We start from the raw sequence: 23820 nt of genomic DNA, 5'->3' as shown, positions 1-23820 counted from the left end.
TACCTCGTGCTCTTTCCTTGGGTGACGCGAATCAGGATTCGGCCACCGGCTTGCGAATGCGAAGATTCAGATCGCGCAACTGTTCCTGGCTGACTTCACCCGGCGCTTGGGTCAACAGGCAAGCAGCGGTCTGGGTTTTCGGGAAGGCGATGACTTCACGAATCGATTCTGCGCCGGTCATCAGCATGACCAGACGGTCCAGACCAAAGGCCAGACCACCGTGCGGCGGTGCACCATAGCGCAGCGCCGACAGCAGGAAGCCAAACTTCTCCTCCTGCTCTTCCTCGCTGATGCCGAGCACTTCAAACACCGCGTGCTGCATGGCTTCGTCGTGGATACGGATGGAACCACCACCCAATTCAACGCCGTTCAATACCATGTCGTAAGCGCGTGACAAGGCCGTTTCCGGGTTAGCTTTCAATTCTTCCGGACTGCACGACGGCGCCGTGAATGGATGATGCAGCGCGGCCAGGCGACCTTCACCAGTCTCTTCAAACATCGGGAAGTCGACCACCCACAGCGGCGCCCAATCCTGAGTATAGAGATTCATGTCTTCGCCGATCTTGCAGCGCAACGCACCCAATGCATCGTTAACGAGGGTGGCTTTATCGGCACCAAAGAAGATCAGGTCGCCATCGTTAGCGTCCAGACGTTCGATCAACTGAGCCAGCACAGCTTCCGGAATAAACTTAACGATCGGCGATTGCAGACCGTCCGGCAGGTTGCTCTTGTCGTTGACCTTGATATAAGCCAGACCTTTGGCACCGTAAATGCCAACAAACTTGGTGTAATCGTCAATCTGCTTACGGGTCAGCTCACTGCCACCCGGTACTTTCAAAGCAGCCACACGACCTTTGGGATCGGTCGCAGGACCCGAGAAGACTTTGAAATCGACCTCAGTCATCAGATCGCTGACGGTGGTCAACTCCAGCGGGATTCGCAGATCCGGCTTATCGCTGCCGTATTTTTCCATCGCTTCGGAATACGGCATGCGCGGGAATTCGCCGAAATCGACATCCAGCACATCCTTAAACAGGTTGCTGATCATGGTTTCAGTCAGCGCCATGATGCCGGCTTCATCGGTGAAGGAGGTTTCGATGTCGATCTGGGTAAATTCCGGCTGGCGATCGGCGCGCAGGTCTTCGTCACGGAAACACTTGGCGATCTGATAGTAGCGATCGAAACCCGACACCATCAGCAATTGCTTAAACAGCTGCGGTGACTGCGGCAGTGCAAAGAACTCACCCGGGTGGGTCCGGCTGGGCACCAGATAGTCACGCGCCCCTTCGGGTGTGGCGCGAGTCAGAATCGGGGTTTCGATATCCAGAAAACCCTGGTCTTCCAGATGACGCCGAATGCTGGAGGTAATGCGCGAACGCAACACCAGTTTCTGCTGCATTTCCGGACGACGCAGATCCATAAAACGGTAGCGCAGACGCACGTCTTCACCGACGTCGGAGTATTCGTCCAGCGGGAAGGGCGGCGTCTTGGCTGAGTTCAGGACGGTGATTTCCTTGCCCAGCAATTCAATTTCGCCGGTCGCCATATTCGGATTGACGGTGCCTTCAGGGCGGGCACGCACCCGGCCAGTCACTTCGATGACGTATTCCGAGCGGACCCGGTCGGCAATATTGAAGCTTTCCGGTGCGTCGGGGTCGAAGACCACCTGGGTGATGCCGGCACGGTCACGGACATCGAGGAAGATCACGCCGCCGTGGTCGCGGCGACGGTGAACCCAGCCGCTGATGGTCACGGTTTCGTCAATCAGGGAAGCGTTGAGTTCCCCGCAGTAATGGCTTCGCATAGGAGTTCCTGAATCTGGTGCTTAGGGAGTTCGCAAAGGGCCGGCATTATACCTAGGTGTCGGTCGTTTAACTACCGGTGATCTGTGGCAAAACGGTTAGCCAAGGCGGTTTAGCCGGTGACGAAGTCGGCCGGCAGCTTGCTTTCATCGAGTTGGATGCGTTCGACATCGACACCGGCAACCTGAGCAAAGCGCGGCCCCTGGTGCAAAGCGTCAACCATATCGGACAGTGCTTGTTCAGTGCCACAGAGCATCACTTCAACACGACCGTCCGGCAGATTGATGGCATGGCCCGTCACTCCCAACTCACGAGCACGGCGCCGACAGAACAGTCGGTAGCCGACACCCTGCACTTTGCCGTAAACCCAGGCCTTCATGCACTGCATTGCAAACCTCTCAGTCCGACTTTAATAAGCACGCCAGTTTAACGGTGCCCATCGTTCAATCAAAGATATCTCAACCAGGCATTAAATAATAACAATTCTCATTATAATTATTGCGATATTCACCCACCGAACAATCTTAAAAAAACGCATCGTTTTACTATTGCTTCGAACAATCGGCAGAGTCGAAAAACCTTTGCTAGGCTCTGTTCCAAAGCGGGTAATGGCGGCACATCTGCAATGCTATTACCTTGGAAATTGACCTGGGTCATTTGCAAAACCCCAAGCGGCTGAGCATACTTGCGCCGCTTTTTGTATCTAACCCTTTGCCCCTCGGAAGCTGATCCATGAGCCATGCTAGCCCCGCTACTGAGGTGAATGAAACGTACAACTATACGGTTGTTCGTCAGTTCGCCATCATGACTGTCGTATGGGGAATTATCGGCATGCTGGTTGGTGTTATTATTGCTGCCCAGTTAGCCTTCCCTGAATTGAATCTCGGTCCTTACTTTCACTTTGGTCGTTTGCGCCCACTGCACACCAATGCGGTCATTTTTGCCTTTGGTGGCTGTGCCCTTTTTGCAACGTCTTATTATGTCGTCCAGCGAACCACTCAGGCCCGGTTGGCCTTTGAGGGACTCGCCAAGTTTACCTTTTGGGGATGGCAGGCGGTCATCGTCGCGGCCGTCATCACCCTGCCGATGGGTCTGACGTCGTCCAAGGAATACGCCGAACTGGAATGGCCGATCGATATCCTGATCGCCGCCGTCTGGCTGTCTTACCTGGCGGTCTTCGTCGGTACCATTCACCGCCGCCGTACCTCGCACATCTATGTGGGTAACTGGTTTTATCTGGCCTTCATCATCACCGTGGCGGTGCTGCATGTAGTCAACAACATCGCCATCCCGGTCACTCTGTTCAAAGCTTACTCTGTCTATCCGGGTACCATGGATGCCATGGTGCAGTGGTGGTACGGCCACAACGCTGTTGGTTTCTTCCTGACCGCTGGCTTCCTCGGCATGATGTACTACTACGTACCCAAACAGGCTGAGCGCCCGGTTTATTCCTACCGGCTGTCGATCGTGCACTTCTGGGCGCTGATCGCTATCTATATGTGGGCTGGTGGTCACCACCTGCATTATTCTGCTCTGCCCGACTGGGCTCAGAACCTGGGTATGGTGATGTCCGTTATTCTGCTGGTCCCTTCCTGGGGCGGCATGATCAACGGCATGATGACCATGAGCGGTGCCTGGCACAAACTGCGTACCGACCCGATTCTGCGCTTTTTGGTGGTATCACTGTCGTTCTACGGCATGGCCACCTTTGAAGGCCCGATGATGGCCATCAAGACGGTCAACGCTCTGTCGCACAACACCGACTGGACCATCGGTCACGTTCACTCCGGCGCACTGGGCTGGGTGGCGATGATTTCCATCGGTGCTATCTATCACACCATTCCGCGTCTCTTTGGTCAGACTCAGATGTACAGCATCGCGCTGATCAATGTGCATTTCTGGTTGGCGACCATCGGTACCGTGCTGTACATCGCGGCCATGTGGGTTAACGGCATTGCCCAGGGTCTGATGTGGCGTGCAGTCAATACCGACGGTTCCTTGATGTACAGCTTCGTCCAGGGTGTCGAGGTAAGTTGGCCCGGTTATGTGGTGCGCTTGATCGGAGGCATCGTCTTCCTGTCCGGCATGCTGCTGATGGCCTATAACGTCTGGCGCACTGTGCGCAATGATCAGGCGACTCAGGCTGAACCCGCGCCCCAGGCCGCTTGATAGGTAGGACATAAGATGCAACACGAAAAGGTTGAAAAGAACGTTGGCTTGATGGCCTTTCTGGTCGTCATCGCCATCAGCTTTGGCGGTCTGGTCGAAATCGTGCCGCTCTTCTTCATCAACGACACCACCGAACCGGTCGAAGGTCTGGAACCTTACACCGCGGTTCAATTGGAAGGTCGCGATATCTACATTCGCGAAGGCTGCCATGTCTGCCACACCCAGATGGTACGGCCGCTGCGTGCTGAAGTTGAGCGCTACGGTCCTTACTCCCAGGCTGGCGAGATGGTTTACGAGCATCCCTTCCTGTGGGGCTCCAAGCGCACCGGCCCGGACCTTGCCCGTGTCGGCGAACGTTACAGCGATGAGTGGCATAAAGCTCACCTGTACAATCCGCGCTCTGTTGTTCCCGAGTCCAACATGCCGGCCTTCCCCTGGCTGTTCGAACGCACTCTTGATGGTGAACATACTGCGGCCAAGATGCGCGCCCTGCGTACCGTTGGTGTGCCCTACACCGACGAACAGATCGCTGGCGCTCAGGAAGCCGTCGCTGGAACCACCGAAATCGACGCCCTGGTCGCTTATCTGCAGCACCTCGGTACCGTCGTAACCGGTCGCTAGGGGACTGTCATGGATATCAATACTTGGCGCGGACTGGCCACCGTATTCACCATGATCGCTTTCTTTGGCGTGGTGTTCTGGGCCTATTCCAGTAAGCGCAAAGCACGTTTTGACGATGCGGCCAACTTGCCGTTCGCCGAACGCGACGAACAGATGGACGCCGCCTCGGACAAGAAGAGGAATGACGATGAGTAGCTTTTGGAGTTTCTACATTATTGCAATCACCGCCGTCTTTCTGGTGGGCATCGTCGCACTGCTTTATTTTACTCGACGGATGCCCGATCCGGGCGGTGAAGGCGCTCAGACCACGGGTCACCAGTTCGACGGCATTGAGGAATACAACAATCCTCTGCCCAAGTGGTGGCTCAATCTGTTCTGGCTGACCATTATCTTTGCCGTCGGCTACCTCATCGCTATGCCGGTGGGTAACTGGAAAGGCGTACTGGGCTGGACCTCTGTCGGTGAATTGACCGCCGATCAGGTTGCCCATGAACGCCGCTATGGCGAAATCTACCAGCGTCTGGCCTCGGTTCCGGTTGAACAGCTGCACGACTACCCTCAAGCCATGCGCGTCGGCCAGCGTCTGTTCGAAGACAACTGCGCCCTGTGCCACGGCCAGGCTGGCACCGGCAGCTATGGTTTCCCTAACCTGACCGATGACGATTGGCTCTACGGCGGCGAGGGTGACACCATCAAGACCACCATCATGGCGGGTCGTAGCGGCCAGATGCCGGCCTGGGGTGATGCCCTGGGTGCCAGCGGTGTGCGGGCGGTAGCAGAGTACGTCATGCAGCTGTCCGGTCAGGACGACGTCAATACCAGCCTGGCCACTCAGGGGCAAGCCCTGTTCAACGCCAGCTGTGTTGCCTGCCATAGCCAGGACGGCACCGGTAACCACGCTCTGGGTGCGCCCAACCTAACCGACGATATTTGGTTGTACCGCATTCCGGGTGAAACGCTGCGCGCCTCGGTTCAGTACACCTTGGAAAATGGTCGCTCTGGACGGATGCCGGATTGGGCCAACGTGCTCGGAGAAGAGCGCGTGCATATCGTCGCCGGTTATGTCTATAGCCTGAGTCTGGACCCGCAGCAATAACAGACCAACGGGGTGCGTGCCCACGCACCCCGGACTGGCTTGGAAAGGTCGGGCGTGCCTGCCCTTCCCAAACCATTCCTGATCCCCTAAAAACATGACCGATAAAATAGAGGTCAAAGACGTCACGGACGACGCCGTAACGACCGTCGACCTGTACCAAGAAAGGGAAAAAATCTACGTCCGCCGCATCAAAGGTTTTTATCGAAACCTGCGAGTCTACGGTGGCGCAGCCCTGTTCGCGCTTTACTTTGGCACCCTCTGGCTGGACTGGAACGGCCGCCAGGCCGTCCTGTTTGACTTGCCCGCGCGCCAGTTCCACATCTTCGGCATCACCTTCTGGCCGCAGGATTTTATGTTGTTGTCCTGGGCGCTGATCATCTGCGCCTTTGCGCTGTTTTTGGTCACCGTTTTCGCCGGCCGGGTCTGGTGCGGTTACACCTGCCCGCAAAGTGCCTGGACCTGGATCTTCATGTTTATCGAGGAAAAGACCGAGGGCAAACGCAACGCCCGCATCAAACTCGATGATCAACCCATGACCGCGCAAAAGTTTGCCCGCAAAGCCGCCAAACATCTGCTCTGGCTGGCAGTGGCGCTGATTACCGCCATCACCTTCGTCGGCTATTTCGTACCGGTGAAGGAGCTGCTGCCGCAACTGGCCGGTTTTAGCGCCGGTGGCTGGGCCATTTTCTGGATCGCCTTCTTCACGCTGGCGACCTACGGCAACGCCGGCTGGTTGCGTGAACAGGTGTGCATCTATATGTGTCCTTACGCCCGCTTCCAGGCGGTGATGTTCGACCAGGACACCCTGATTGTCAGCTACGACGAAAAACGCGGCGAACCCAGAGGTGCGCGCAAGCGCGGCATCAAACCAGAAGATGCCGGTCTGGGTGATTGCATCGATTGCGAACTGTGCGTTCAGGTCTGCCCAACCGGTATTGATATCCGTGATGGCCTGCAGTACGAATGCATCGGCTGCGCCGCCTGTATTGATGCCTGCGATTCGGTCATGGATAAGATGGGCTACGAGCCCGGCCTGATCCGCTACACCACCGAAAACAGCCTGGAAGGCAAACCCAGCCGTATCCTCAGACCCCGCCTGATTGGCTATGCGCTGGCGCTGGCGGTCATGATTGGGCTGTTCAGTTGGGTCATCGCCACCCGTATTCCGATGGATCTGTCCATTGAGCGCGGCCGGGGTGCGCTGCACCGCATGACGCCCACCGGGCTGGTGGAAAACTCCTATCAGATCAGTCTGATGAATATGACTGAGCAGGATCGACGCTATCGCCTCAGCGTCGATGGTCTGGACGGTTTGCAACTGCTGGCGCCGGACGTGATCAGCGTCACCGCCGGCGGTGTGGTGCAATTACCGGTGCGTCTGCTGATCGACCCCAATCAGTTACAACTGCCCAATAACGAAATTCATTTCACCGCTGTCGCCGTCGACGACCCAAGCCAGAGCGTCGAGGCGGAAAGCCGTTTCTTTGGCCCGGCCCGGTTTTAATAGACGGTTTAGGAGAACACTGACGTGAACACGAGCGCTCGCAAACCCTGGTACCGTGAATTCTGGATATGGTTCATTCTGGCGCCGATCATCGCCGTGGTCAGTTTCTGGGCCTGGTTGATCCCCGTTGCCATCCAGACCAACGACGGCGCCATCCTCGATAATTACTACGAGGACGGCATGACGGTTATTGAACGCAACACCCAGTCGCAATGGGCGGCCGAGCACGATCTCAGCGCCCAGTTGCAGACGCTCGGCGAGCGTGTGCAGCTGCGCCTGGAAGGCAGTCTGGATTCGATTCCGAATACCCTCCAGCTCACCTATGCTTTCCCAACACGAGCCAGCTGGGACGTCAGCGTGCAACTCGAGCGTCAGCCCGATGGTCGCTACCTGGGTACCTTGCCCGAAGCGATCAGCGAAACACGCCAGCTGATTCTGGAACCGGTTGGTGATCAGGCCAACTGGCGCTTGCATGGCGAAGCCACCTTCCCCGATCGCAGCATTATCAGGCTTGCGCCCAAACTCTAATGGCGCAGGCCTGCTTTCATTGCGGTCTGCCGGCCTTCGATGAGCGTTTTCAGCTCGAGGTAGGTGGCGAGGCCCGGGTTTTCTGTTGCGTCGGCTGTCTGGCCGCTGCCCAGACCATTATCGACAGCGGTCTGGGCGAGTATTACCGCTTCCACGATCCCGACCAGACCCCGGCCGCACCACCGGTCAGCGAGCGTGACCGCGAACAGCTGGCGCTCTACGACCGCGATGATGTCCAGGCCGATTTTGTACGCCAGCTCGATTCCGGCCAATGCGAAGCGACGTTAATGATCGATGGCGTCAGTTGCGCCGCCTGCAGTTGGCTGATTGAAAAGCGGCTGCATCAGCAAGCCGGCGTTGCCGAGGCGCGGTTCAATCAGACCACTCACCGTTTGCTGCTGCGCTGGCAACCCGGCGAAGCTGTTTTGTCGACGCTGTTTATTGCGCTGCATTCGCTCGGTTACCGCGCACAGCCGTACCAGGCCGACGCCGAGGAAGCGCTGCGTCAGCGAACGGGACGACGTTACTTATTGCGTCTGGGCGTGGCCGGCATTGGCATGATGCAGGCGATGATGAATGCGGTGGCGCTGTACAGCGGCAGTATCGAAGCGACCTATGTGCACTGGCTGCGCTGGACCTCGCTGCTGATCACCCTGCCGGTCGTCATCATCGGCGCCGGCCCCTTTTTCACCGCCGCCTGGCGCTCTATTCGAGCGCGCAGTCTGAGCATGGATGTGTCGGTGTCGCTGGCCATCGGTGGCGCTTTCGGCGCCAGCGTCTGGGCCACCCTGACCCGCCAGGGCGAGGTCTATTTCGAATCGGTCTCGATGTTCACCTTCTTTCTGGTGCTGGGCCGTTTCCTGGAATTTCGTGCCCGTACCTCTGTCCATGCCTCCAGTAATGCGCTGGCGCGCCAACTGCCACCCACCTGCCGGGTGCGTCAGGGTGACGACTTTGAGCAAAAGGCGGTACGCGATCTGGTCATCGGCGAGCGCATTCAGGTCCGCGCCGGCGAACTCTGCCCGGTCGATGGCCGTGTTGTCAGTGGCGCCAGCGAATTCGATGAAGCGCGGCTGACCGGGGAAGTTGCGCCTCAACCAAAAGCCAGCGGCGATACGGTACTGGCAGGCACCACCAACCTCAGCCAGGCGGTCGAAATCGAGGTCGAACGACTCGGCGCCGACAGCTCAGCCTCAGCCCTCACGCAACTGCTCGAACAAGCCGCCAGTGAGAAACCGCGCCTGGCAGAACTGGCCGATCGCGGGGCAAGACATTTCGTCTGGACCACCTTGATCATCACCGCGCTGATTGGCCTGGCCTGGCTGTGGATCGACCCGGACCGCGCTTTCTGGATCGTTATCAGTGTGTTGGTGGTCACCTGCCCCTGCGCACTCAGCCTGGCAACGCCTACCGTCCTGGCGCAGGCGACACAAAGCCTGGCCAAAGAAGGCCTGATCGTCACCCGCGGCCATACCCTGGAACGCTTGGCCGACATCACCGATCTTGCCTTCGACAAGACCGGCACCCTGACCGAAGGCCGGTTTCGACTGGTACAGACAGAAGTACAGCCATCGGCACAGCGCAGTGCCTCGGAACTGATCGAACTGGCCGCCGCCCTCGAAACCGACAGCGATCACCCCCTGGCCCGGGCCTTTCGAGAAGCCGCCGCTGGTGCATCGTTACCCTTGTTAGTCGAGCGAACCTTGCACCCGTCGCAAGGCGTTTCCGGACGCGATAGCAGCGGTGAATACCGTCTGGGCAGCGCCGCCTTTGCACTGACCGAGCCGAGTCAAACGCCACAAACACCAGGTACTCTCTGGCTCAGCTACAACGGCGTCCCCCTGGCCCGGTTTCAACTGGCGGACGAATTACGCGCCACCGCCGCACCGGCGTTACAGCAATTGGCCGAGCTGGGTCTGCGCTGCCATGTCTTGACCGGTGATCCCAACCCCATGCCCGATGCGCGCTTAAACGCTTTATCGCTGAGCGGAGACTACCGTTCAGGGTTAAGCCCGGCGGATAAGCTAAGTTGGTTGCATCAACAACAGGACGACGGCTTGCGCATCGCCATGGTCGGCGACGGCATCAACGATGCGCCGGTGCTGGCCGGTGCGCCCGTATCCATCGCCCTGGCCTCAGGTACCGACCTGGCCAAGCAAGCTTCAGATGCGCTCTTGCTGAATGACAAACTGACCGTGCTGGCAGCGGCCGTCAGGGCCGCGCGCAAGACCCGGCGCATCATTCGCCAGAATTTGCTCTGGGCTCTGGTGTACAATGGCGTCGCCCTGCCATTGGCTGCGTTGGGCTGGGTAACACCCTGGCAAGCGGCTATTGGCATGTCGGCCAGCTCCTTGCTGGTCGTGCTCAATGCATTGCGACTGAGACGTTTGAATTAAGCCATGGATATTCTGCTGCTTTTGCTGCCCATCACCGGTTTCCTGCTGCTGATCGGCGGCGGCCTGTTCTGGTGGACGGTGCGCTCCGGCCAATACGACGACCTGGACAGCCCGGCGCAACGCATCCTCTTCGACGACGATGACGACATGATTCCCGACGACCATAAGTCCCACCGTGATCGCTGATCTGCTATCTGCGGCCCTGATCGGGCTGATTTCCGCCGGCCACTGTCTGGGCATGTGCGGAGGCATTACGCTGGCGCTTGGACTACACAGCCAAGGCTCAGGCAGCTTGCTGTTTTATAATTTAGGGCGCATTTCCACCTACGCCCTGCTCGGCCTGCTGATCGGCGCCGGTCTGCATTGGCTGCCCGCCTCTGCCACCCCTATTCTGCGTTTGATCGCCGCTGCGCTGCTGGTGTTGATCGCGCTCTATTACCTGAACATCAAAGCCTGGATCACTCAGTTGGAGAAGCTGGCGCTGCCGCTGTGGCGCCGCTTGCAACCTCTGGCCCGGCGCTGGGTGCCGTTACGCCATCCGCTGCAAGCCTATCCGGTCGGTATGATTTGGGGATTACTGCCCTGTGGCCTGGTCTATACCGCCCTTGGCTATGCGGCGACCCAGGCCGACGCCCTGGGCAGCGCCGCTTTGATGCTGGCCTTTGGTGTCGGTACGCTGCCGGCCATGCTGGCCACCGGCGCCTTTAGCCAACAGTTGAATGGCTGGTTACGACGCCCCGCGCTACGCGCGCTGATCGGGGCAACGCTGTTATTTTTCGCCGGCTGGCTGATGTTCAATTCCGCGCGCATGCTGGGGGTCTTTTAACGATGCAGGCAATTTTCGGTTATGGCAGCTTGATCAGCGCGGAAAGCCGGCGCCGCACGGGTATCGGTGGCGATGCCCTGGCCGTGGAGATCGACGGCATTGAGCGCCGCTGGTCAGTTCCAGTACCGGATTATGGCGCTACTGCTGTGGGTGCGCATCTGAATCCGGACAGTCGCTGCAATGGTGTCGTCTTTATCGTCGATGACACCAACCTGGCGCGCTTTGATGAGCGCGAACAAGGCTATGATCGGCATCGCATCGACTGGTCCGAGGTGCGTTCGCTCGGCCAGCAGTCCTTACCAACGGAGTTGCCCTTGTGGGCTTATGTCGGTTATTCCAGCGAAACACCCCAGCCGCATCGACCCATTATGCAGACCTATGTCGATGTCATCCTGCACGGCTGCCTCAGCTACGGTGACGACTTCGCCCGCCGCTTTCTGCACTCCACCAGCCCCTGGCAACACCTGAGTGATGACCGTCTGGCACCACAATACCCGCGCGCCATGGACGATCACCGCCTGCCACCGCGCATCGATGCACTACTCGCCGATGAGTTGCCCGAGCTGTTTCATCAGCGCACCCGCTTCAGCCTTGAAAGCGCCGGCCGTTAACCCAGATATAGGCAGTTCAGGTCGAGTTCAGTGCTGTTTTTGCAGGCTGACTGCGAACCTCAGGAGGTGTCCGCTATGAAGGCGTATTGTCTGGATTTGAAAAGCTGTGTCATCGAACCGGCGCTGCAGCAGGCGCAATTAACCGATCCGGGTCTGCCGGCCTGGCTCGACGCGGTCGCCGGCGCTGAACAACAACGTCGCAGCAGCAACCGCTATGGCCCGTTCGGCATGACCGCCTGGCAACACAAACGCGTCTGGGATGAATACATCGCGCAATGGCCGGAACTGGCCTGTCAGATTCGTGGCCTGGCCAGCCAACGCTGCTTCCTCAAAGATCCCCATCAGGAACTCAGCCTGAACTGGGGTTATGCCACGGCCCTGGCGGCCTTGAACGCCCGCTTTTATGCCGGCGGTGAGGTCCCCATTTTGGACAGCGACCAGGCGGTCGAGCTATGGCGTCAGGCCTGTCATCGCGGCCACCGGGTTGACGACCGGCCGTTCCGGCGCGTCTATTCGATGGAACCCTCTGAACAGGCCGCCTGATTTCACGACAACACTTGTCCCTCGGCGCCCGAGGTGGTAGAACACGCGCCCAACCCCGAGCCACCCGATTGTCCATGACTGCCCAGACCCTCGCTGAGAAAAAATCGCGCACCGAATTCAACAAGCTGCAAAAACGCTTGCGCCGGGAAACCGGCCGCGCCATCGCTGACTTCAACATGATTGAAGACGGCGACACCATCATGGTCTGCCTGTCCGGCGGCAAAGATTCCTACACCATGCTCGATATCCTGATCAGCCTGCAGCGCAGCGCCCCGGTCGACTTCAAGCTGGTGGCGGTCAATCTCGATCAGAAACAACCGGGTTTCCCGGAACACATCCTGCCGCAGTACCTGAAAAACCTGGGCGTGCCTTACCACATCCTGGAACGCGATACTTACAGCGTGGTTCAGGAAATGGTACCGGAGGGCAAAACCACCTGCGGTATCTGCTCGCGGCTGCGACGCAGCACGCTCTATGCCTTTGCCGATCAGATCGGTGCCACCAAGGTTGCCTTAGGCCACCATCGTGACGATATTCTGGAAACGCTGTTTCTGAACATGTTTCACGGCGGCAAGCTGAAAGCCATGCCCCCCAAACTGTTGTCCGACAGCGGCACCAATGTGCTGATCCGGCCGTTGGCCTATTGCCGCGAAAGCGATATCGAGCAATACGCCATCGAGCGGGAATTCCCGATCATTCCATGCAACCTCTGTGGTTCGCAGGACAATCTGCAGCGTCAATCCATCAAAGCCATGCTGCGCGACTGGGAAAAACAGCATCCCGGTCGAGTCGAAAATATTTTTCGGTCCATCCAGAACATCGCACCGTCCCAACTGGCGGACCGTGAGCAATTCGATTTTCTATCGCTACAGGCGACGGGCATCCCATTAGCGCCGGTTAATGAAGGCAGTGAGTACAGCCCAATGGCGCAAACCCGCGTCAATACCTGGGTTCCGCCGAACGACGATTGAGCCACAACCCTGTACAGCACGACGGTTTCGGCTAAGATGGCGAACAACAGATAATCGGCGTTCTACTCTGGCTGTAGGAAGGTGATTATCCCACCCTTGGACGGGAGAGAAACGATGTCGCTGACCACTCACTGCAGCAATTGCAGTCTGCATCCGTTGTGCCTGCCGCTGTCACTGAAAACCAGTGAAATGGATAAACTGGATGCGATCATCCGCCGTGGCCGACCGATCAAAAAAGGCGAGTTACTGTTTGCGCAGGGTGAACCTTTCAATTCGGTCTTTGCTGTACGGACCGGTACCGTTAAAACCTATACGCTGACTCAGGAAGGTGATGAACAGATCACCGGTTTCCATCTGGCCAGCGAACTGGTTGGCCTGGACGCCTACGACTCTCCGGTTTACCCAGCCTCGGCCCGCGCCCTGGAAACCACCAACGTCTGTGAAATTCCGGTTGATCGTCTGGATGCGTTATCGGGCCAGTTGCCAGAGTTGCGTCGCCAACTGCTGCGTTTGATGGGGCGCGAACTGCGTGAAGACCAACAAATGATGTTGCTGCTGAGCAAGAAGAGCGCCGAGGAACGCATCGCCTCCTTCCTGCTCAACCTCGCTGCCCGTTTCCGCCGCCGCGGCTACTCCGGTACCCAGTTCCGGTTGACCATGGCGCGCAGTGACATTGCCAACTATCTGGGCATGGCGGTAGAGACCGTCAGCCGCGTCTTCACCCGTTTTCAGCGCCAGGGCATCCTGGCCGATAGCAGCAGTGCGCGGGATATCGAAATCGTCGATCTCGATGCGCTGACGCAAATGGCCTCTCTGGCCGATTGCGAGCGCCTGGAACTGGGCATCAGCGCCTGAATTGATCTGGATCAACTGGCCGCCGGCGCGGCCTTGATCCACATCAATAGCCCCTCCCCGACCTCCCCTAGACTGAACGCATCCTCCAGTCCAAGGGGTTCCAACCATGTATTTCGACACTGTAGTTATCGCTGGCTTAGTCACCGTGGGTTTGATGTTCGCCTTCTTCGGCGGCATTGCCTGGTTCGTGCGCCAAGACTTACGCGCTCACCCGGAAAATGGCGCCTCAACGGACGACCAGGAACGCCGGTAAGCCTCGATCATATAGCCGGCAATGGAAAAACCGGGCGGGAATTGCGGCAGCTGGTCGACGTGAAACCACTGCGCATCAGCAATTTCACCCGGTTCCGGAACGATGTCGCCACCGGCGTAGTCGGCCCAGAAGCCGAGCATCAACTGATGCGGGAACGGCCAGGTCTGACTGCCCTGATAGCGCAGATTGGTTACCTCGACGCCGACTTCCTCGCGGATTTCGCGGTGTACCGCCTGTTCCAGCGACTCACCGGTTTCAACAAAACCGGCCAGGGTGCTGTACCAGCCGGAACTGCGATGGCGCACGCCCTGAGCCAGCAGCACTTGGGGCCCCCGGGTAATCAGCACAATCACGCAGGGGCTGACACGCGGGTAAAAGCGCAGCTTGCAGGGCTCACAGACCATGGCCGACTCGCCCGACAATCTGGTTGTCGGCTGGCCACACTGGCCACAAAACCGATGCTGACGACGCCAATCCAACAGACCACGAGCTCGCGCCGCCAACATAAAGGCCGTTTCACTGCGCAGACCAATGTCTCTCAAACCCAATCTCGGCCAGTTTTCGGTGTTATCCAATTCGGCGGTGTAATAAGGATGGCCGTCGAGCAAGCCAACAAATTCTTCGCTGACCAATTGATCGCTCGGCCAATCACTGCGTCGTTGTACCCAGTTATCCTCCGGACTGACCAGTTCGCCGTCTTGCCACAGCAATAACCGGTCATCCGAACGGACTGCCGGCGCCGAGCCAGGCAGTTCAATCCGGTGCTGGCCTAATTCATACAACACAAGCGCACTCCTTAATCCGCTTTCAGCGGCAAGACTAGCCGAACCACGCCTTCTTCGTCGGGTTCGACGCTAAAACCAAAATGCCGGCCAAGACCGAGCATCGGCTGATTTTCCGCCAACACATCCGCCACGATCCGATCCACGCCCTGAGCTCGGCCGTAATCCAGCGTCTTACGCATCAACTGACCGGCCAGACCGCTGCCCTGATAAGCCGGCAGGACCATGATGGCGAACTCCAGCTCGTTGGTGTTCACATCGGTCCAGAGCCGCATTTCACCGACGATGGCGCCATCGATGAGCGCCACAAAGACCATTTCCCGGCGGTAATCGATCTGGCACAGAGTCGCCAGTTCTCGATGTTCAAAGTGCAGCCGGCTGCCGAAAAAGCGCAAACGCAGGGCTTCGCTGTCAAAGCCACCGAAGAAGGCTTTCAATAACGGCTCGTCTTCACCGCGAATCGGACGGATCAGCACCGAACGCTCATCTTTCAGGCTCAGACGTTCAACCAGTTCACTCGGATAGGGATTCAAGGCCGGACGCTGAGCCGGACCACGGCAGGCGGCCACGCCCAACACCAGCAACTCTTCGCCCGGCTGCAGCAGAATATTCACTTCCAGCCCGGCCAGTTCAGGCAGATCGATGACCATCTGCGACAGCGTCTTCAACGCCCGGGTCAAACGCGCCAGATCTTTTTCCAGATGATCAGAACGCTCAGCCAGAACCTGATAACCGTGTGAGCGCTGAATCATTTGCCGCGCCAGACTGGCGTTGAGCGGCGGCAATGCCACCTGACGGTCGGCCAGCATATCGGCGCGCGAGCCGCCTTCGCCAAACAAAATCAACGGCCCGTAGGCTTCATCGCGCGTCATACCCAGACTGAATTGCAGATGATCGATCTTACGCCGCATCGGCTGTACGCCCCAACCAAGCGTACGGCTGTTGGGAAAGCGCTCGGCTTTTTCAGCTTCCAGCTCAGCCCGCGCCTGCCGCAATTCTTCCGCAGAATTCAATTCGATACGCACACCACGCCAACGTTCGGCGGGCGTTTCGTTGTAGGCAAAGGGATAGCAATAGGCTTCATGAACCAGTCGCAGCGAGGCCGGAAAATAGCGCCCGGTCAGTCGTTCCAGCACCCGGTCGAAGTCGACGCCAAAGGTGGAATCGACCATCTGGAAACCATAAAGCCGCATCAACATCCGCGCTTCGGCCCAGGTGAAATAGCGTCGTTTGTTTTCCTCTGCCTGACGGAACAGCTGTAACGCCTGGTCGCGATCGGGCTGAAAACCCAGCGCCATGGACGTTGGCGTCTCACGCAGGCGTTCTTGCGCCATTTCATGTTTGGCCAGCGTAAAAAACGCCTCGACGGCGTCGTTGGGCGAATCGAAATTCAGCAGGCCAGCGGCATCAAAGGCGGCTCGGGCCGGCCCAATACTGACGCCGCCCAAAAAGCAGGTCAGCACCAGTCGCCGGCTGCGTTTAACCCAGGGCAACAGTTTTTTCGACACCTCGGTCGGGTCGGAGCGTCGGTTGGGGCCGTGCACCACCAGAATGCCGCCAATGGCGCCTTCCTTTTCCAACTCAGTCAGCACTCGCACATAGTCGTCGCCGCTGGCGTTGGCCGGCAGGATGGCCGGGTTGTAGCCGGTTTCGTCGGCATACCACAGATCGGTCAGCCGTTCGCTGACCTTGTCGACCGGCGCCAACTGTCCACCGAGCGCCTGCAACTGCTGCCGTGCCAGCATCGCCGGACCCAGGCCATTGCTGACGATGGCCAGGTTAGGGCGGTGCAACGGCCGCGCCCGCGACAGCACCTCCAGGCCGCTGAACAAACCATCGACGCTATCGACCTGCAGCACACCGGCGCGGGCGAAGAATTCGTCATCCACGGCGCGGCGGTCGATCAGGCCCGGCGGTAATTTGTCCTGTACCTGAGTGCGGATCGCCAGCACCTTTTTCGAACGCGCCGCCGCCCGCATGGCAATCAACAAACGGTTGGCGTCACGGATCTGCTCCAGATGAATCAGAATGGCGCGCACGCGGCGATCGGTGGACAGGTGATCGACGATGTCGGAGATGCGCAGATCGGCGCTGGAACCGGCAGTCAGAAAGTGCGAGAAGCCAATACCACGGGCTCCGGCCCAATCCAACAAGGCCGAACCCAGCGCCGCCGAATGACCGACATAAGCCGAACGCCCCGGTTGCGCATTCAGATGCGCGAAACTCGCATTCAGGTGCGCATCCGGCACCAGCACACCCAGACAATGCGGGCCGAGCACGCGGATATTCAGCTCGCGCGCCAGCTCTTCAATACGCTGGTGACGGCGTTTCTGTTCCACCGCCAGACGCCGCGACAGGCCGCCAGTCAGAATAATCGCTGCCTTAATGCCTTTACGGCCAAGTTGCGGCAAAACGCGCAAAATAGTTTCCGGCGGCAAACAGATCAGCGCCAGATCAACCGGGTCGGGAATCTGGCGGACATAGCGATAACAGGGGAAGCCGTAAACGCTGTCGTAACCTTTGAGGTTAACGCCGTAAATGCGGCCTTCGAAGCCAGCGTCTTTCAAGTTGGTGGTGACCACAGCGCCCATACTGCCGGGTCGTTCAGAGGCACCCAGAACAGCAACGCTCTTGGGCTGGAAAAAAGCACTGAGGTCGGGCACGGTACCACCAAAGTCGGGATGAATCGCGACAAGACTAGCCTTATACTGCCTTGCCTTTCAATGGACCGTCCGCATGACTCGAACAGCGCTCATCCAGCATCCGGTTTGCCAGCTGCACGACATGGGCGAAGGTCATCCGGAATCGCCGCAGCGCCTCGAAGCCATCCTCAACCGGCTCGATGAAACCGGCCTGGTCAACCAACTGATTGTTCGCGAGGCCCGCCTCGATGGCCCGGAAACTGTGCGCCGCGTGCACAGCGATATCTACATCGAACAGCTCGACCGCATCAGCCCGAAACACGGCCTGATTCAGGCCGACCCCGATACGCTGATGGGTCCATACACCTGGGAAGCCGCCTACCGCGCCGTCGGTGCCGGCACCGGCGCTGTCGACGCCATTATGGCCGGCGAATACCAGCGCGCCTTCTGCGCCATCCGCCCGCCCGGCCACCACGCCGAACCCGACGTCACCATGGGTTTCTGCTTCTTCAACAACATCGCCGTGGCCGCGGCTCACGCCATCGCCGAGCACGGCCTGAAACGCGTCGCCATCATCGACTTCGATGTCCACCAGTGCAACGGCACCATCGAAGCCTTCGAAAGCCGGCCGGAAATCCTGGTCTGCTCCAGCTTCCAGCATCCGTTCTACCCGAATTCGCACTGGGCCAGCGAGCATCCGCACATCGTGCTGTCGCCGCAAATCACCTTCGCCACCGCCGACGATCTAAAAGCCGACTGGGAAGCGCGCTGGAAACCGGCCTTGTTAGAACACCAACCGGAGATGATTTTTATCTCCGCCGGCTTCGATGCCCATACGCTCGACCCAATGGGTCAGTTGAACTGGCAAACCGAAGACTACGACTGGATCACCCGGCGCATCGTCGAGGTGGCCGAGGAAGTCTGCGACGGGCGCATCGTCTCGATGCTGGAAGGGGGTTATCACCTCAAGGCGCTGGCTGACAGCGCTGAGGTGCATATACGGGCGTTGATGGAATAAACAATTATTAAATATCAATTCCTGACAAACTGTAGAATAAAGATATATTTCGGTAGCTATGCTTTATTAAATGGCGGCTTTTTAAGCCGTGTTTGAACTTGATATATAAGATCGTAAATAACATCATAAACTACGTCTTCATAAGTTTTATAATACTCGAACTCTGGGATGAAATTATCTTCTCCATGCGCGATTTTATTTCTTCGAGCCACAAGTGTTTTTAACTTAACTCTATGCTCTTGAACTTTACTTGAAGACAAATCGGCAAACTCAAGCAACTCTATTAAGACATTCGGCCATAAGTTTGACTGTGTATCTACATCAGGAAAATCTGCAGGAATTTCGACATGATGCTTCTGAAAATTTTCAAGTTCGTTTAAAAATTCCTCATCACTTAGCCCTCTTAGAGCTTTTATTGTACTTCTCAAAGCCAAAAACTTTGTCGCTCCGGGTAAACTCGACTTGAGAATCCCCATTGAACATATATCGTCATAATATGCAGTTAATATATTTTTACAGAACCCCTCATAGTGCGCGTACAAAATCGCCCATGCTGCTCTTAACAATGCAGATTTTTGGACTTTTGAAACAGATGTAGAAACAAGCAATATTCGCATAGAGGAAATCTCTGACTCTCTCCATGAAAGGTCCCGAATCACATCATCCAATACGCTCATGTTAGGAGAAATACTCCGAAACCACTTGAATTCTTTGCTCTAACTTTGGAATTGTATTGGCTCCTGGGCCTGTTGACTCAAGAAATTTTTTATCAGAATAAGCAGCCATTAGTCTCGCTCGAACATCGCCAGGCTCAAGATTTTTTACACAATCAAAACAATCTGAAAACGCACAAACCGCAGCCTCATAGTACGCAGGAGCCAATCGGCCTGTTGACTCTCCATCTTCTGTGAATCTAGTAAATGCAGATTCACCCAATTTTAATTCGATTAAGTTAAAAACCCTTTCAAAATTTGGTCTTTGAATTGCCAAATCGAATTCCACCTCTGAAAATAGTATGGATTCCATAATTGAATCTAGCCACTCTTCAATATTACCGTGGTACATATTTCGGAATAAAGTGACTGCAAAAAACCTAAGAACTAATTCTTCATCCCCCCTTTTCTCTTTAAAAGTTTCAGGGAGTCGAGTTATGGACTTTGAAAAGCTAGGATAGTTCGCCATATCTTGAATTGCATCATAAAATTCACTGCCACCTTGAACCATTCTAGAACTGCAGTTTCTAATTTCTTGAGCAGACAATAATGACCCACCAGTATTCAATCGTTTAAACATTTCATATTTAACAAACGCATCCCCTGATTTGTTAATAATAGTTGCTCTAATAGGTGAACGCTTTATTTTTAATCGGACTGATAACGGTAAATCCGAAAAAACCTTACCATTTAGTTCTTTTACAATATCACACCCTAAAAGCCTGAGCTCGGGCTCCTCAATCGCTTCATGGTTTAGAAACTGTAGAACTGAACTGGTCCTCTGGAGACCATCTATCAGTTCCAATATACCTTCCTCACCTTCAATCAAAAAGATTGGTGGAATCGGTAAACCTAATACAATTGACTCAATTAACCTAGAGCGCTGTTCATATGTCCACCTGAATAGCCGCTGATATTCTGGTCTAATCACAACTTCATTTTCATTATGTAGATTTAAAAGTTCGCCAAATGAAAAATCGACTGCTGTTGTTCTTATTTCTCTATCAAGAAAGTCATTCTCAGACATCAGGTGTCTCCTTATATATAAGAAGATGAATAGGCGAAGTCATACGTTTCGAAAGATGAAGTTATTCTATGTTTTTAACTTTCTTCCTATGACACAAGAAAACACTACGCAGCTAGAACTTTCAAGCATCAATGCTAAGTTCTCGATACGGCACTTCCCGACCGGGCTCTTCCAGACTGATTCTGCCCAACACACCGCCACGCAACTCCTTCAGCACAATCTCACTGACACGATGCCAGTCAACATGTCCTCCCGGCGCACAGGCGCGTTGGCGGGCGATGGCGGCCATGCAGTCCATCGCAGTCTCGGGCAGTTCTTTAAGCTTGTAGCGCTCTTGCAGGCGCTCTGGATAGCGCTGCATCAGGTAGTCGACCGCGAACAGGGCGATGTCTTCGTATTCGACGGCGGTGTCGCGAATCGCGCCGGAGGCAGCCAAGCGGTAACCACCGACTTCGCTGTCCGGTGATGGCCACATCACGCCCGGGGTATCCATCAGTGTGAAATCATCGGCGATCTGGATGCGTTGTTGACGGCGGGTGACGGCCGGTTCGTCACCGACCTTGGCAATACGCCTACCAGCGAGACCGTTCAATAAAGTCGACTTACCGACATTGGGAATGCCCATCACCAAAGCGCGCACCGGTTTGCCGACGCCGCCTCTGTATGGCGCCAGCTTACGGCACAGATCGGGCACGCGTTTGATCTGACGACGGTCGGTGATTTCCAGCGGCAATACGCTGATATTGTGCTCTTCGCTGAAATGACGACGCCAGGCTTCGGTGATATCCGGGTCGGCCAGATCGACTTTCGACAGCAGGCGCACCACCGGCTTATCGCCGCGCACCTGGCCGAGAATGGGGTTCATGCTGGACTGTGGCAGGCGGGCGTCGAGGATTTCGATAACCACATCAATCTTCGGCATCAACTCGCCGATCTGACGTCGTGCCTTGGCCATATGGCCGGGAAACCAATTAATCTTGGCCATGAAAATCTCTGGCTGAATGAAAGGCGCGCAGTGTAACACAGCCGGCCTGTTTGGCCGGCTTAGGTATTACAGCTCAGCCGCTACTTCTGCGCCCTGGCGAATGGCGCGCTTGGCATCCAGTTCGCCCGCCTTGAAGGCGCCGCCGATGCGATGTGAGCTTTTGCCAGCGGCTTCCAATGCCTCAAACAAATCAAGACGCGATTCCTGGCCGGCGCAGATGACGATTTGGTCGACCGGCAGTGTCCTGGCTTCGCCATCAACCAGAATATGCAGACCCTCATCATCGATACGCTGGTAGTCAACACCAGAGAGAAATTCGACGCCCTTCTGTTTCAGAGTAGCGCGATGCACCCAGCCGGTGGTCTTGCCGAGGTTTTTACCCAGCTTCGATGACTTGCGCTGCAACAGCCAGACCTGACGCGGGCTCGGTTCAGGCTGCGGTGCGATCAGCCCACCGCGGCCGGCGACACTGAAATCGACACCCCATTCACGCGCGAAGGCCTCGATATCCAGGCTCGGGCTATGCTCGCCATGAACCAGCACTTCGCCAACGTCGAAACCAATACCACCGGCGCCGACAATGGCGACTTTCTTGCCGGGTGCGACCTTGCCGGAAACCAGATCGACGTAAGACACCACCGATGGATGATCGATACCCTCAATGACCGGCGTGCGCGGTACGATGCCGGTGGCGACGATCACTTCATCAAAGGCCGCCAGTTCATCAGCGCCAACCTTGCGACCCAGCTCCTGCTCGACACCCAACCGTTCCAGTTGAGTCCGGAAGTAGCGCAACGTCTCGCTGAATTCTTCCTTGCCGGGAATACGCCGGGCCAGATTGAACTGGCCGCCGATTACATCGTGCTCATCGAACAGCGTCACCTTGTGACCGCGCTGCGCTGCCACCGTCGCCGCTGACAATCCACCGGGGCCGGCACCGACCACGGCAACACGCTTGACCTTGTCGGTCGGCAGATAATTCAGTTCCGTTTCCCGGCCGGCGCGCGGATTAACCAGACAGGACGCCGGTTTCAGCTCAAACACATGATCGAGACAAGCCTGGTTACAAGCGATGCAGGTGTTGATGGCATCGGCATCGCCGGCCTCGGCCTTATTGACGAAATCGCTGTCGGCCAGGAAGGGGCGCGCCATCGACACCATATCCGCCTGGCCGCTGGCAACGATGCGCTCGGCCACGTCCGGCGTGTTAATGCGGTTACAGGCAACCACCGGTATGCCGACTTCGCTGCGGATGCGTTCGGTCACCGCCACAAAAGCCGCACGCGGCACCGAGGTGACGATGGTTGGCACCCTCGCCTCGTGCCAGCCGATGCCGGTGTTCAGCAGGTGCGCACCAGCCGCTTCGATGCGGTGCGCCTGATCAACAATCTCATCCCAGGTGTTGCCGTCTTCGACCAGATCGAGCATCGACAGCCGATAAACGACTAGGAAGTCATCGCCGCATTCGGCGCGGATGCCCTTGACGATGTGTTCGGCCAGACTGATACGGCCGGCGATTTCGCCACCCCAGCGGTCGTCGCGATGGTTGGTTCGCGGCGCAGTAAACTGATTAATCAGATAGCCTTCCGAACCCATCACCTCGACGCCGTCATAACCGGCCTGTTTGGCCAGACGGGCGCAACGGACAAAGTCATCGATGGTGCGTTCGACACCGGCGTCGTCCAGTTCCTTGGGTTGGAACGGATTGATCGGCGCCTGCAGTGAAGACGCCGAGACATTGTGCGGTACATAGGCATAGCGGCCGGTATGCAGGATCTGCATACAGATACGGCCACCGGCTTCATGCACAGCTTCGGTAATCAGGCGGTGCGAATTGGCTTCTTCGTCATTGGTCAGCTTGGCGCCGCCGGGATAGGTTACACCTTCGTCGTTGGGTGAAATGCCACCGGTGACGATCAACGCCACGCCACCGCGAGCGCGTTCGGCATAGAACGCCGCCATACGCTCGAAACCGCCCTTGGCTTCTTCCAGGCCGGTGTGCATCGAGCCCATCAGGAACCGGTTTTTCAGCGTAAAGGGGCCGACATCGAGAGGTTGGAACACAGCAGGATAAGCACTGGACATGGCGATTCTTTCACCCGTTTCAAACAGTTGTTTTAATCCGGCGAATGGCACCACAGGGGGTGGTTGGAGTCAAGCGGGAAGTGCTTGCCGGGCCAGAACACCGTAGCGCTGATTACTCCATCAGAGGCTAGCAAAAGGATTGCAGAAAAGGGGGGAAATAGATGCAGGCACTGACCAGTGCGGCTGTGCCGGGATTCCGGCGCGCGACTAAGGTCTATGCAAGGGGAGAAAAAGAAATGGCGGAACGGACGGGACTCGACTGCGCCGGCACACCGGACCGCGACCAAGGTCTTCGACCTCCACTGCCTTCGGGTTTACCCCTATAGACTTCAAAATGGCGGAACGGACGGGACTCGACTGCGCCGGCACACCGGACCGCGACCAAGGTCTTCG

General features: G+C 57.1%; 23 protein-coding genes. 15 read left to right on the top strand and 8 right to left on the bottom strand.

The annotated features are described in order from the left end of the window. Positions 1–31 precede the first annotated feature (31 nt). Positions 32–1804 carry an aspartate--tRNA ligase gene (aspS, locus tag ACXAE6_RS11760; protein WP_475147995.1) on the bottom strand — a complete coding sequence of 591 codons (1773 nt, stop codon included), beginning with the start codon at positions 1802–1804 and terminating at the stop codon, positions 32–34. A 110-nt stretch (positions 1805–1914) separates the two neighbouring features. Continuing rightward, positions 1915–2190, bottom strand: a complete 276-nt coding sequence (locus ACXAE6_RS11755) for an acylphosphatase (RefSeq protein WP_475147992.1) — start codon at positions 2188–2190, stop codon at positions 1915–1917. Between the two features lie 344 nt (positions 2191–2534). Between ACXAE6_RS11755 and ccoN the strand changes: the two genes are divergently transcribed. The 14 genes from ccoN to ccoM all read left to right on the top strand — a co-directional run bounded on the left by ccoN (position 2535) and on the right by ccoM (position 14175). Continuing rightward, entirely contained in the window at positions 2535–3971 is a 1437-nt protein-coding gene (ccoN, locus tag ACXAE6_RS11750; RefSeq protein ID WP_475147989.1) for a cytochrome-c oxidase, cbb3-type subunit I, read from the top strand. Positions 3972–3986: 15 nt separating this feature from the next. Then, complete coding sequence (ccoO, locus tag ACXAE6_RS11745; RefSeq protein WP_392802910.1) at positions 3987–4592, top strand: cytochrome-c oxidase, cbb3-type subunit II; 606 nt, start codon at positions 3987–3989, stop codon at positions 4590–4592. Positions 4593–4601: 9 nt separating this feature from the next. Further along, on the top strand, positions 4602–4787 hold the full coding sequence (locus ACXAE6_RS11740; RefSeq protein WP_392802913.1) for a cbb3-type cytochrome oxidase subunit 3: 186 nt from the start codon (positions 4602–4604) through the stop codon (positions 4785–4787). Then, positions 4780–5688, top strand: a complete 909-nt coding sequence (gene ccoP / locus ACXAE6_RS11735) for a cytochrome-c oxidase, cbb3-type subunit III (RefSeq protein ID WP_475147980.1) — start codon at positions 4780–4782, stop codon at positions 5686–5688. Before ACXAE6_RS11740 ends, ccoP begins: the two co-directional genes overlap by 8 nt. A 94-nt stretch (positions 5689–5782) precedes the next feature. Further along, positions 5783–7192, top strand: coding sequence for a cytochrome c oxidase accessory protein CcoG (gene ccoG / locus ACXAE6_RS11730; RefSeq protein WP_475147977.1), 1410 nt, complete (start codon positions 5783–5785; stop codon positions 7190–7192). A 24-nt stretch (positions 7193–7216) separates the two neighbouring features. After that, positions 7217–7720 carry a FixH family protein gene (locus ACXAE6_RS11725; RefSeq protein WP_475147975.1) on the top strand — a complete coding sequence of 168 codons (504 nt, stop codon included), beginning with the start codon at positions 7217–7219 and terminating at the stop codon, positions 7718–7720. Beyond that, positions 7720–10116 carry a heavy metal translocating P-type ATPase gene (locus tag ACXAE6_RS11720; RefSeq protein ID WP_475147971.1) on the top strand — a complete coding sequence of 799 codons (2397 nt, stop codon included), beginning with the start codon at positions 7720–7722 and terminating at the stop codon, positions 10114–10116. Before ACXAE6_RS11725 ends, ACXAE6_RS11720 begins: the two co-directional genes overlap by 1 nt. Positions 10117–10119: 3 nt before the next feature. After that, the gene (gene ccoS / locus ACXAE6_RS11715) at positions 10120–10302 is read left to right on the top strand and encodes a cbb3-type cytochrome oxidase assembly protein CcoS (protein ID WP_392802925.1); all 183 of its coding nucleotides are present in this window, start codon (positions 10120–10122) and stop codon (positions 10300–10302) included. After that, complete coding sequence (locus ACXAE6_RS11710) at positions 10292–10942, top strand: sulfite exporter TauE/SafE family protein (RefSeq protein WP_475147966.1); 651 nt, start codon at positions 10292–10294, stop codon at positions 10940–10942. Before ccoS ends, ACXAE6_RS11710 begins: the two co-directional genes overlap by 11 nt. Positions 10943–10944: 2 nt before the next feature. Beyond that, positions 10945–11553 (top strand): gamma-glutamylcyclotransferase family protein, encoded by a 609-nt coding sequence (locus ACXAE6_RS11705; protein WP_475147963.1) that lies wholly within the window; start codon positions 10945–10947, stop codon positions 11551–11553. Positions 11554–11628: 75 nt separating this feature from the next. Beyond that, positions 11629–12096, top strand: coding sequence for a hypothetical protein (locus tag ACXAE6_RS11700; protein ID WP_475147960.1), 468 nt, complete (start codon positions 11629–11631; stop codon positions 12094–12096). A 74-nt stretch (positions 12097–12170) separates the two neighbouring features. Beyond that, positions 12171–13067: a tRNA 2-thiocytidine(32) synthetase TtcA gene (ttcA, locus tag ACXAE6_RS11695; protein ID WP_475147958.1), complete on the top strand. Its 897-nt coding sequence runs from the start codon at positions 12171–12173 to the stop codon at positions 13065–13067. 114 nt (positions 13068–13181) lie between these two features. Beyond that, complete coding sequence (gene fnr / locus ACXAE6_RS11690; RefSeq protein WP_475147955.1) at positions 13182–13922, top strand: fumarate/nitrate reduction transcriptional regulator Fnr; 741 nt, start codon at positions 13182–13184, stop codon at positions 13920–13922. A gap of 106 nt (positions 13923–14028) precedes the next feature. Continuing rightward, positions 14029–14175: a cytochrome c oxidase subunit CcoM gene (gene ccoM / locus ACXAE6_RS11685; protein ID WP_475147952.1), complete on the top strand. Its 147-nt coding sequence runs from the start codon at positions 14029–14031 to the stop codon at positions 14173–14175. Here the strand turns inward: ccoM and nudC are convergent. Beyond that, complete coding sequence (nudC, locus tag ACXAE6_RS11680; protein WP_475147949.1) at positions 14130–14960, bottom strand: NAD(+) diphosphatase; 831 nt, start codon at positions 14958–14960, stop codon at positions 14130–14132. The two genes, ccoM and nudC, sit on opposite strands and share 46 nt — an antisense overlap. A gap of 11 nt (positions 14961–14971) precedes the next feature. Continuing rightward, complete coding sequence (locus ACXAE6_RS11675) at positions 14972–17620, bottom strand: bifunctional acetate--CoA ligase family protein/GNAT family N-acetyltransferase (protein WP_475147946.1); 2649 nt, start codon at positions 17618–17620, stop codon at positions 14972–14974. 73 nt (positions 17621–17693) lie between these two features. Here ACXAE6_RS11675 and ACXAE6_RS11670 point away from each other — a divergent pair, with 73 nt between their 5' ends. Further along, complete coding sequence (locus ACXAE6_RS11670; protein ID WP_475147942.1) at positions 17694–18617, top strand: histone deacetylase family protein; 924 nt, start codon at positions 17694–17696, stop codon at positions 18615–18617. Between the two features lie 56 nt (positions 18618–18673). On the opposite strand, the gene ACXAE6_RS11665 is transcribed toward ACXAE6_RS11670, so the two are convergent. The 4 genes from ACXAE6_RS11665 to ACXAE6_RS11650 all read right to left on the bottom strand — a co-directional run bounded on the left by ACXAE6_RS11665 (position 18674) and on the right by ACXAE6_RS11650 (position 23427). Then, positions 18674–19294: an MAE_28990/MAE_18760 family HEPN-like nuclease gene (locus tag ACXAE6_RS11665; protein ID WP_475147938.1), complete on the bottom strand. Its 621-nt coding sequence runs from the start codon at positions 19292–19294 to the stop codon at positions 18674–18676. 1 nt (position 19295) lies between these two features. After that, complete coding sequence (locus ACXAE6_RS11660) at positions 19296–20357, bottom strand: DUF262 domain-containing protein (protein ID WP_475147935.1); 1062 nt, start codon at positions 20355–20357, stop codon at positions 19296–19298. Between the two features lie 121 nt (positions 20358–20478). Beyond that, on the bottom strand, positions 20479–21342 hold the full coding sequence (ylqF, locus tag ACXAE6_RS11655; RefSeq protein WP_475147933.1) for a ribosome biogenesis GTPase YlqF: 864 nt from the start codon (positions 21340–21342) through the stop codon (positions 20479–20481). Between the two features lie 66 nt (positions 21343–21408). Continuing rightward, positions 21409–23427, bottom strand: coding sequence for an oxidoreductase (locus ACXAE6_RS11650; RefSeq protein WP_475147930.1), 2019 nt, complete (start codon positions 23425–23427; stop codon positions 21409–21411). Between the last annotated feature and the right edge of the window lie 393 nt (positions 23428–23820).

This window comes from Saccharospirillum sp. ABV4_185, from assembly GCF_056159245.1.
This window is presented reverse-complemented; position numbering and strand designations above follow the sequence as displayed.

Excerpts from the sequence above, each read along its gene's own strand:
- aspS (WP_475147995.1), bottom strand. The coding sequence starts at position 1,804 with ATGCGAAGCCATTACTGCGGGGAACTCAACGCTTCCCTGATTGACGAA.
- ACXAE6_RS11755 (WP_475147992.1), bottom strand. The coding sequence starts at position 2,190 with ATGCAGTGCATGAAGGCCTGGGTTTACGGCAAAGTGCAGGGTGTCGGC.
- ccoN (WP_475147989.1), top strand. The coding sequence starts at position 2,535 with ATGAGCCATGCTAGCCCCGCTACTGAGGTGAATGAAACGTACAACTAT.
- ccoO (WP_392802910.1), top strand. The coding sequence starts at position 3,987 with ATGCAACACGAAAAGGTTGAAAAGAACGTTGGCTTGATGGCCTTTCTG.
- ACXAE6_RS11740 (WP_392802913.1), top strand. The coding sequence starts at position 4,602 with ATGGATATCAATACTTGGCGCGGACTGGCCACCGTATTCACCATGATC.
- ccoP (WP_475147980.1), top strand. The coding sequence starts at position 4,780 with ATGAGTAGCTTTTGGAGTTTCTACATTATTGCAATCACCGCCGTCTTT.
- ccoG (WP_475147977.1), top strand. The coding sequence starts at position 5,783 with ATGACCGATAAAATAGAGGTCAAAGACGTCACGGACGACGCCGTAACG.
- ACXAE6_RS11720 (WP_475147971.1), top strand. The coding sequence starts at position 7,720 with ATGGCGCAGGCCTGCTTTCATTGCGGTCTGCCGGCCTTCGATGAGCGT.
- ccoS (WP_392802925.1), top strand. The coding sequence starts at position 10,120 with ATGGATATTCTGCTGCTTTTGCTGCCCATCACCGGTTTCCTGCTGCTG.
- ACXAE6_RS11705 (WP_475147963.1), top strand. The coding sequence starts at position 10,945 with ATGCAGGCAATTTTCGGTTATGGCAGCTTGATCAGCGCGGAAAGCCGG.
- ACXAE6_RS11700 (WP_475147960.1), top strand. The coding sequence starts at position 11,629 with ATGAAGGCGTATTGTCTGGATTTGAAAAGCTGTGTCATCGAACCGGCG.
- ttcA (WP_475147958.1), top strand. The coding sequence starts at position 12,171 with ATGACTGCCCAGACCCTCGCTGAGAAAAAATCGCGCACCGAATTCAAC.
- fnr (WP_475147955.1), top strand. The coding sequence starts at position 13,182 with ATGTCGCTGACCACTCACTGCAGCAATTGCAGTCTGCATCCGTTGTGC.
- ccoM (WP_475147952.1), top strand. The coding sequence starts at position 14,029 with ATGTATTTCGACACTGTAGTTATCGCTGGCTTAGTCACCGTGGGTTTG.
- ACXAE6_RS11670 (WP_475147942.1), top strand. The coding sequence starts at position 17,694 with ATGACTCGAACAGCGCTCATCCAGCATCCGGTTTGCCAGCTGCACGAC.
- ACXAE6_RS11665 (WP_475147938.1), bottom strand. The coding sequence starts at position 19,294 with ATGAGCGTATTGGATGATGTGATTCGGGACCTTTCATGGAGAGAGTCA.
- ACXAE6_RS11660 (WP_475147935.1), bottom strand. The coding sequence starts at position 20,357 with ATGTCTGAGAATGACTTTCTTGATAGAGAAATAAGAACAACAGCAGTC.
- ylqF (WP_475147933.1), bottom strand. The coding sequence starts at position 21,342 with ATGGCCAAGATTAATTGGTTTCCCGGCCATATGGCCAAGGCACGACGT.
- ACXAE6_RS11650 (WP_475147930.1), bottom strand. The coding sequence starts at position 23,427 with ATGTCCAGTGCTTATCCTGCTGTGTTCCAACCTCTCGATGTCGGCCCC.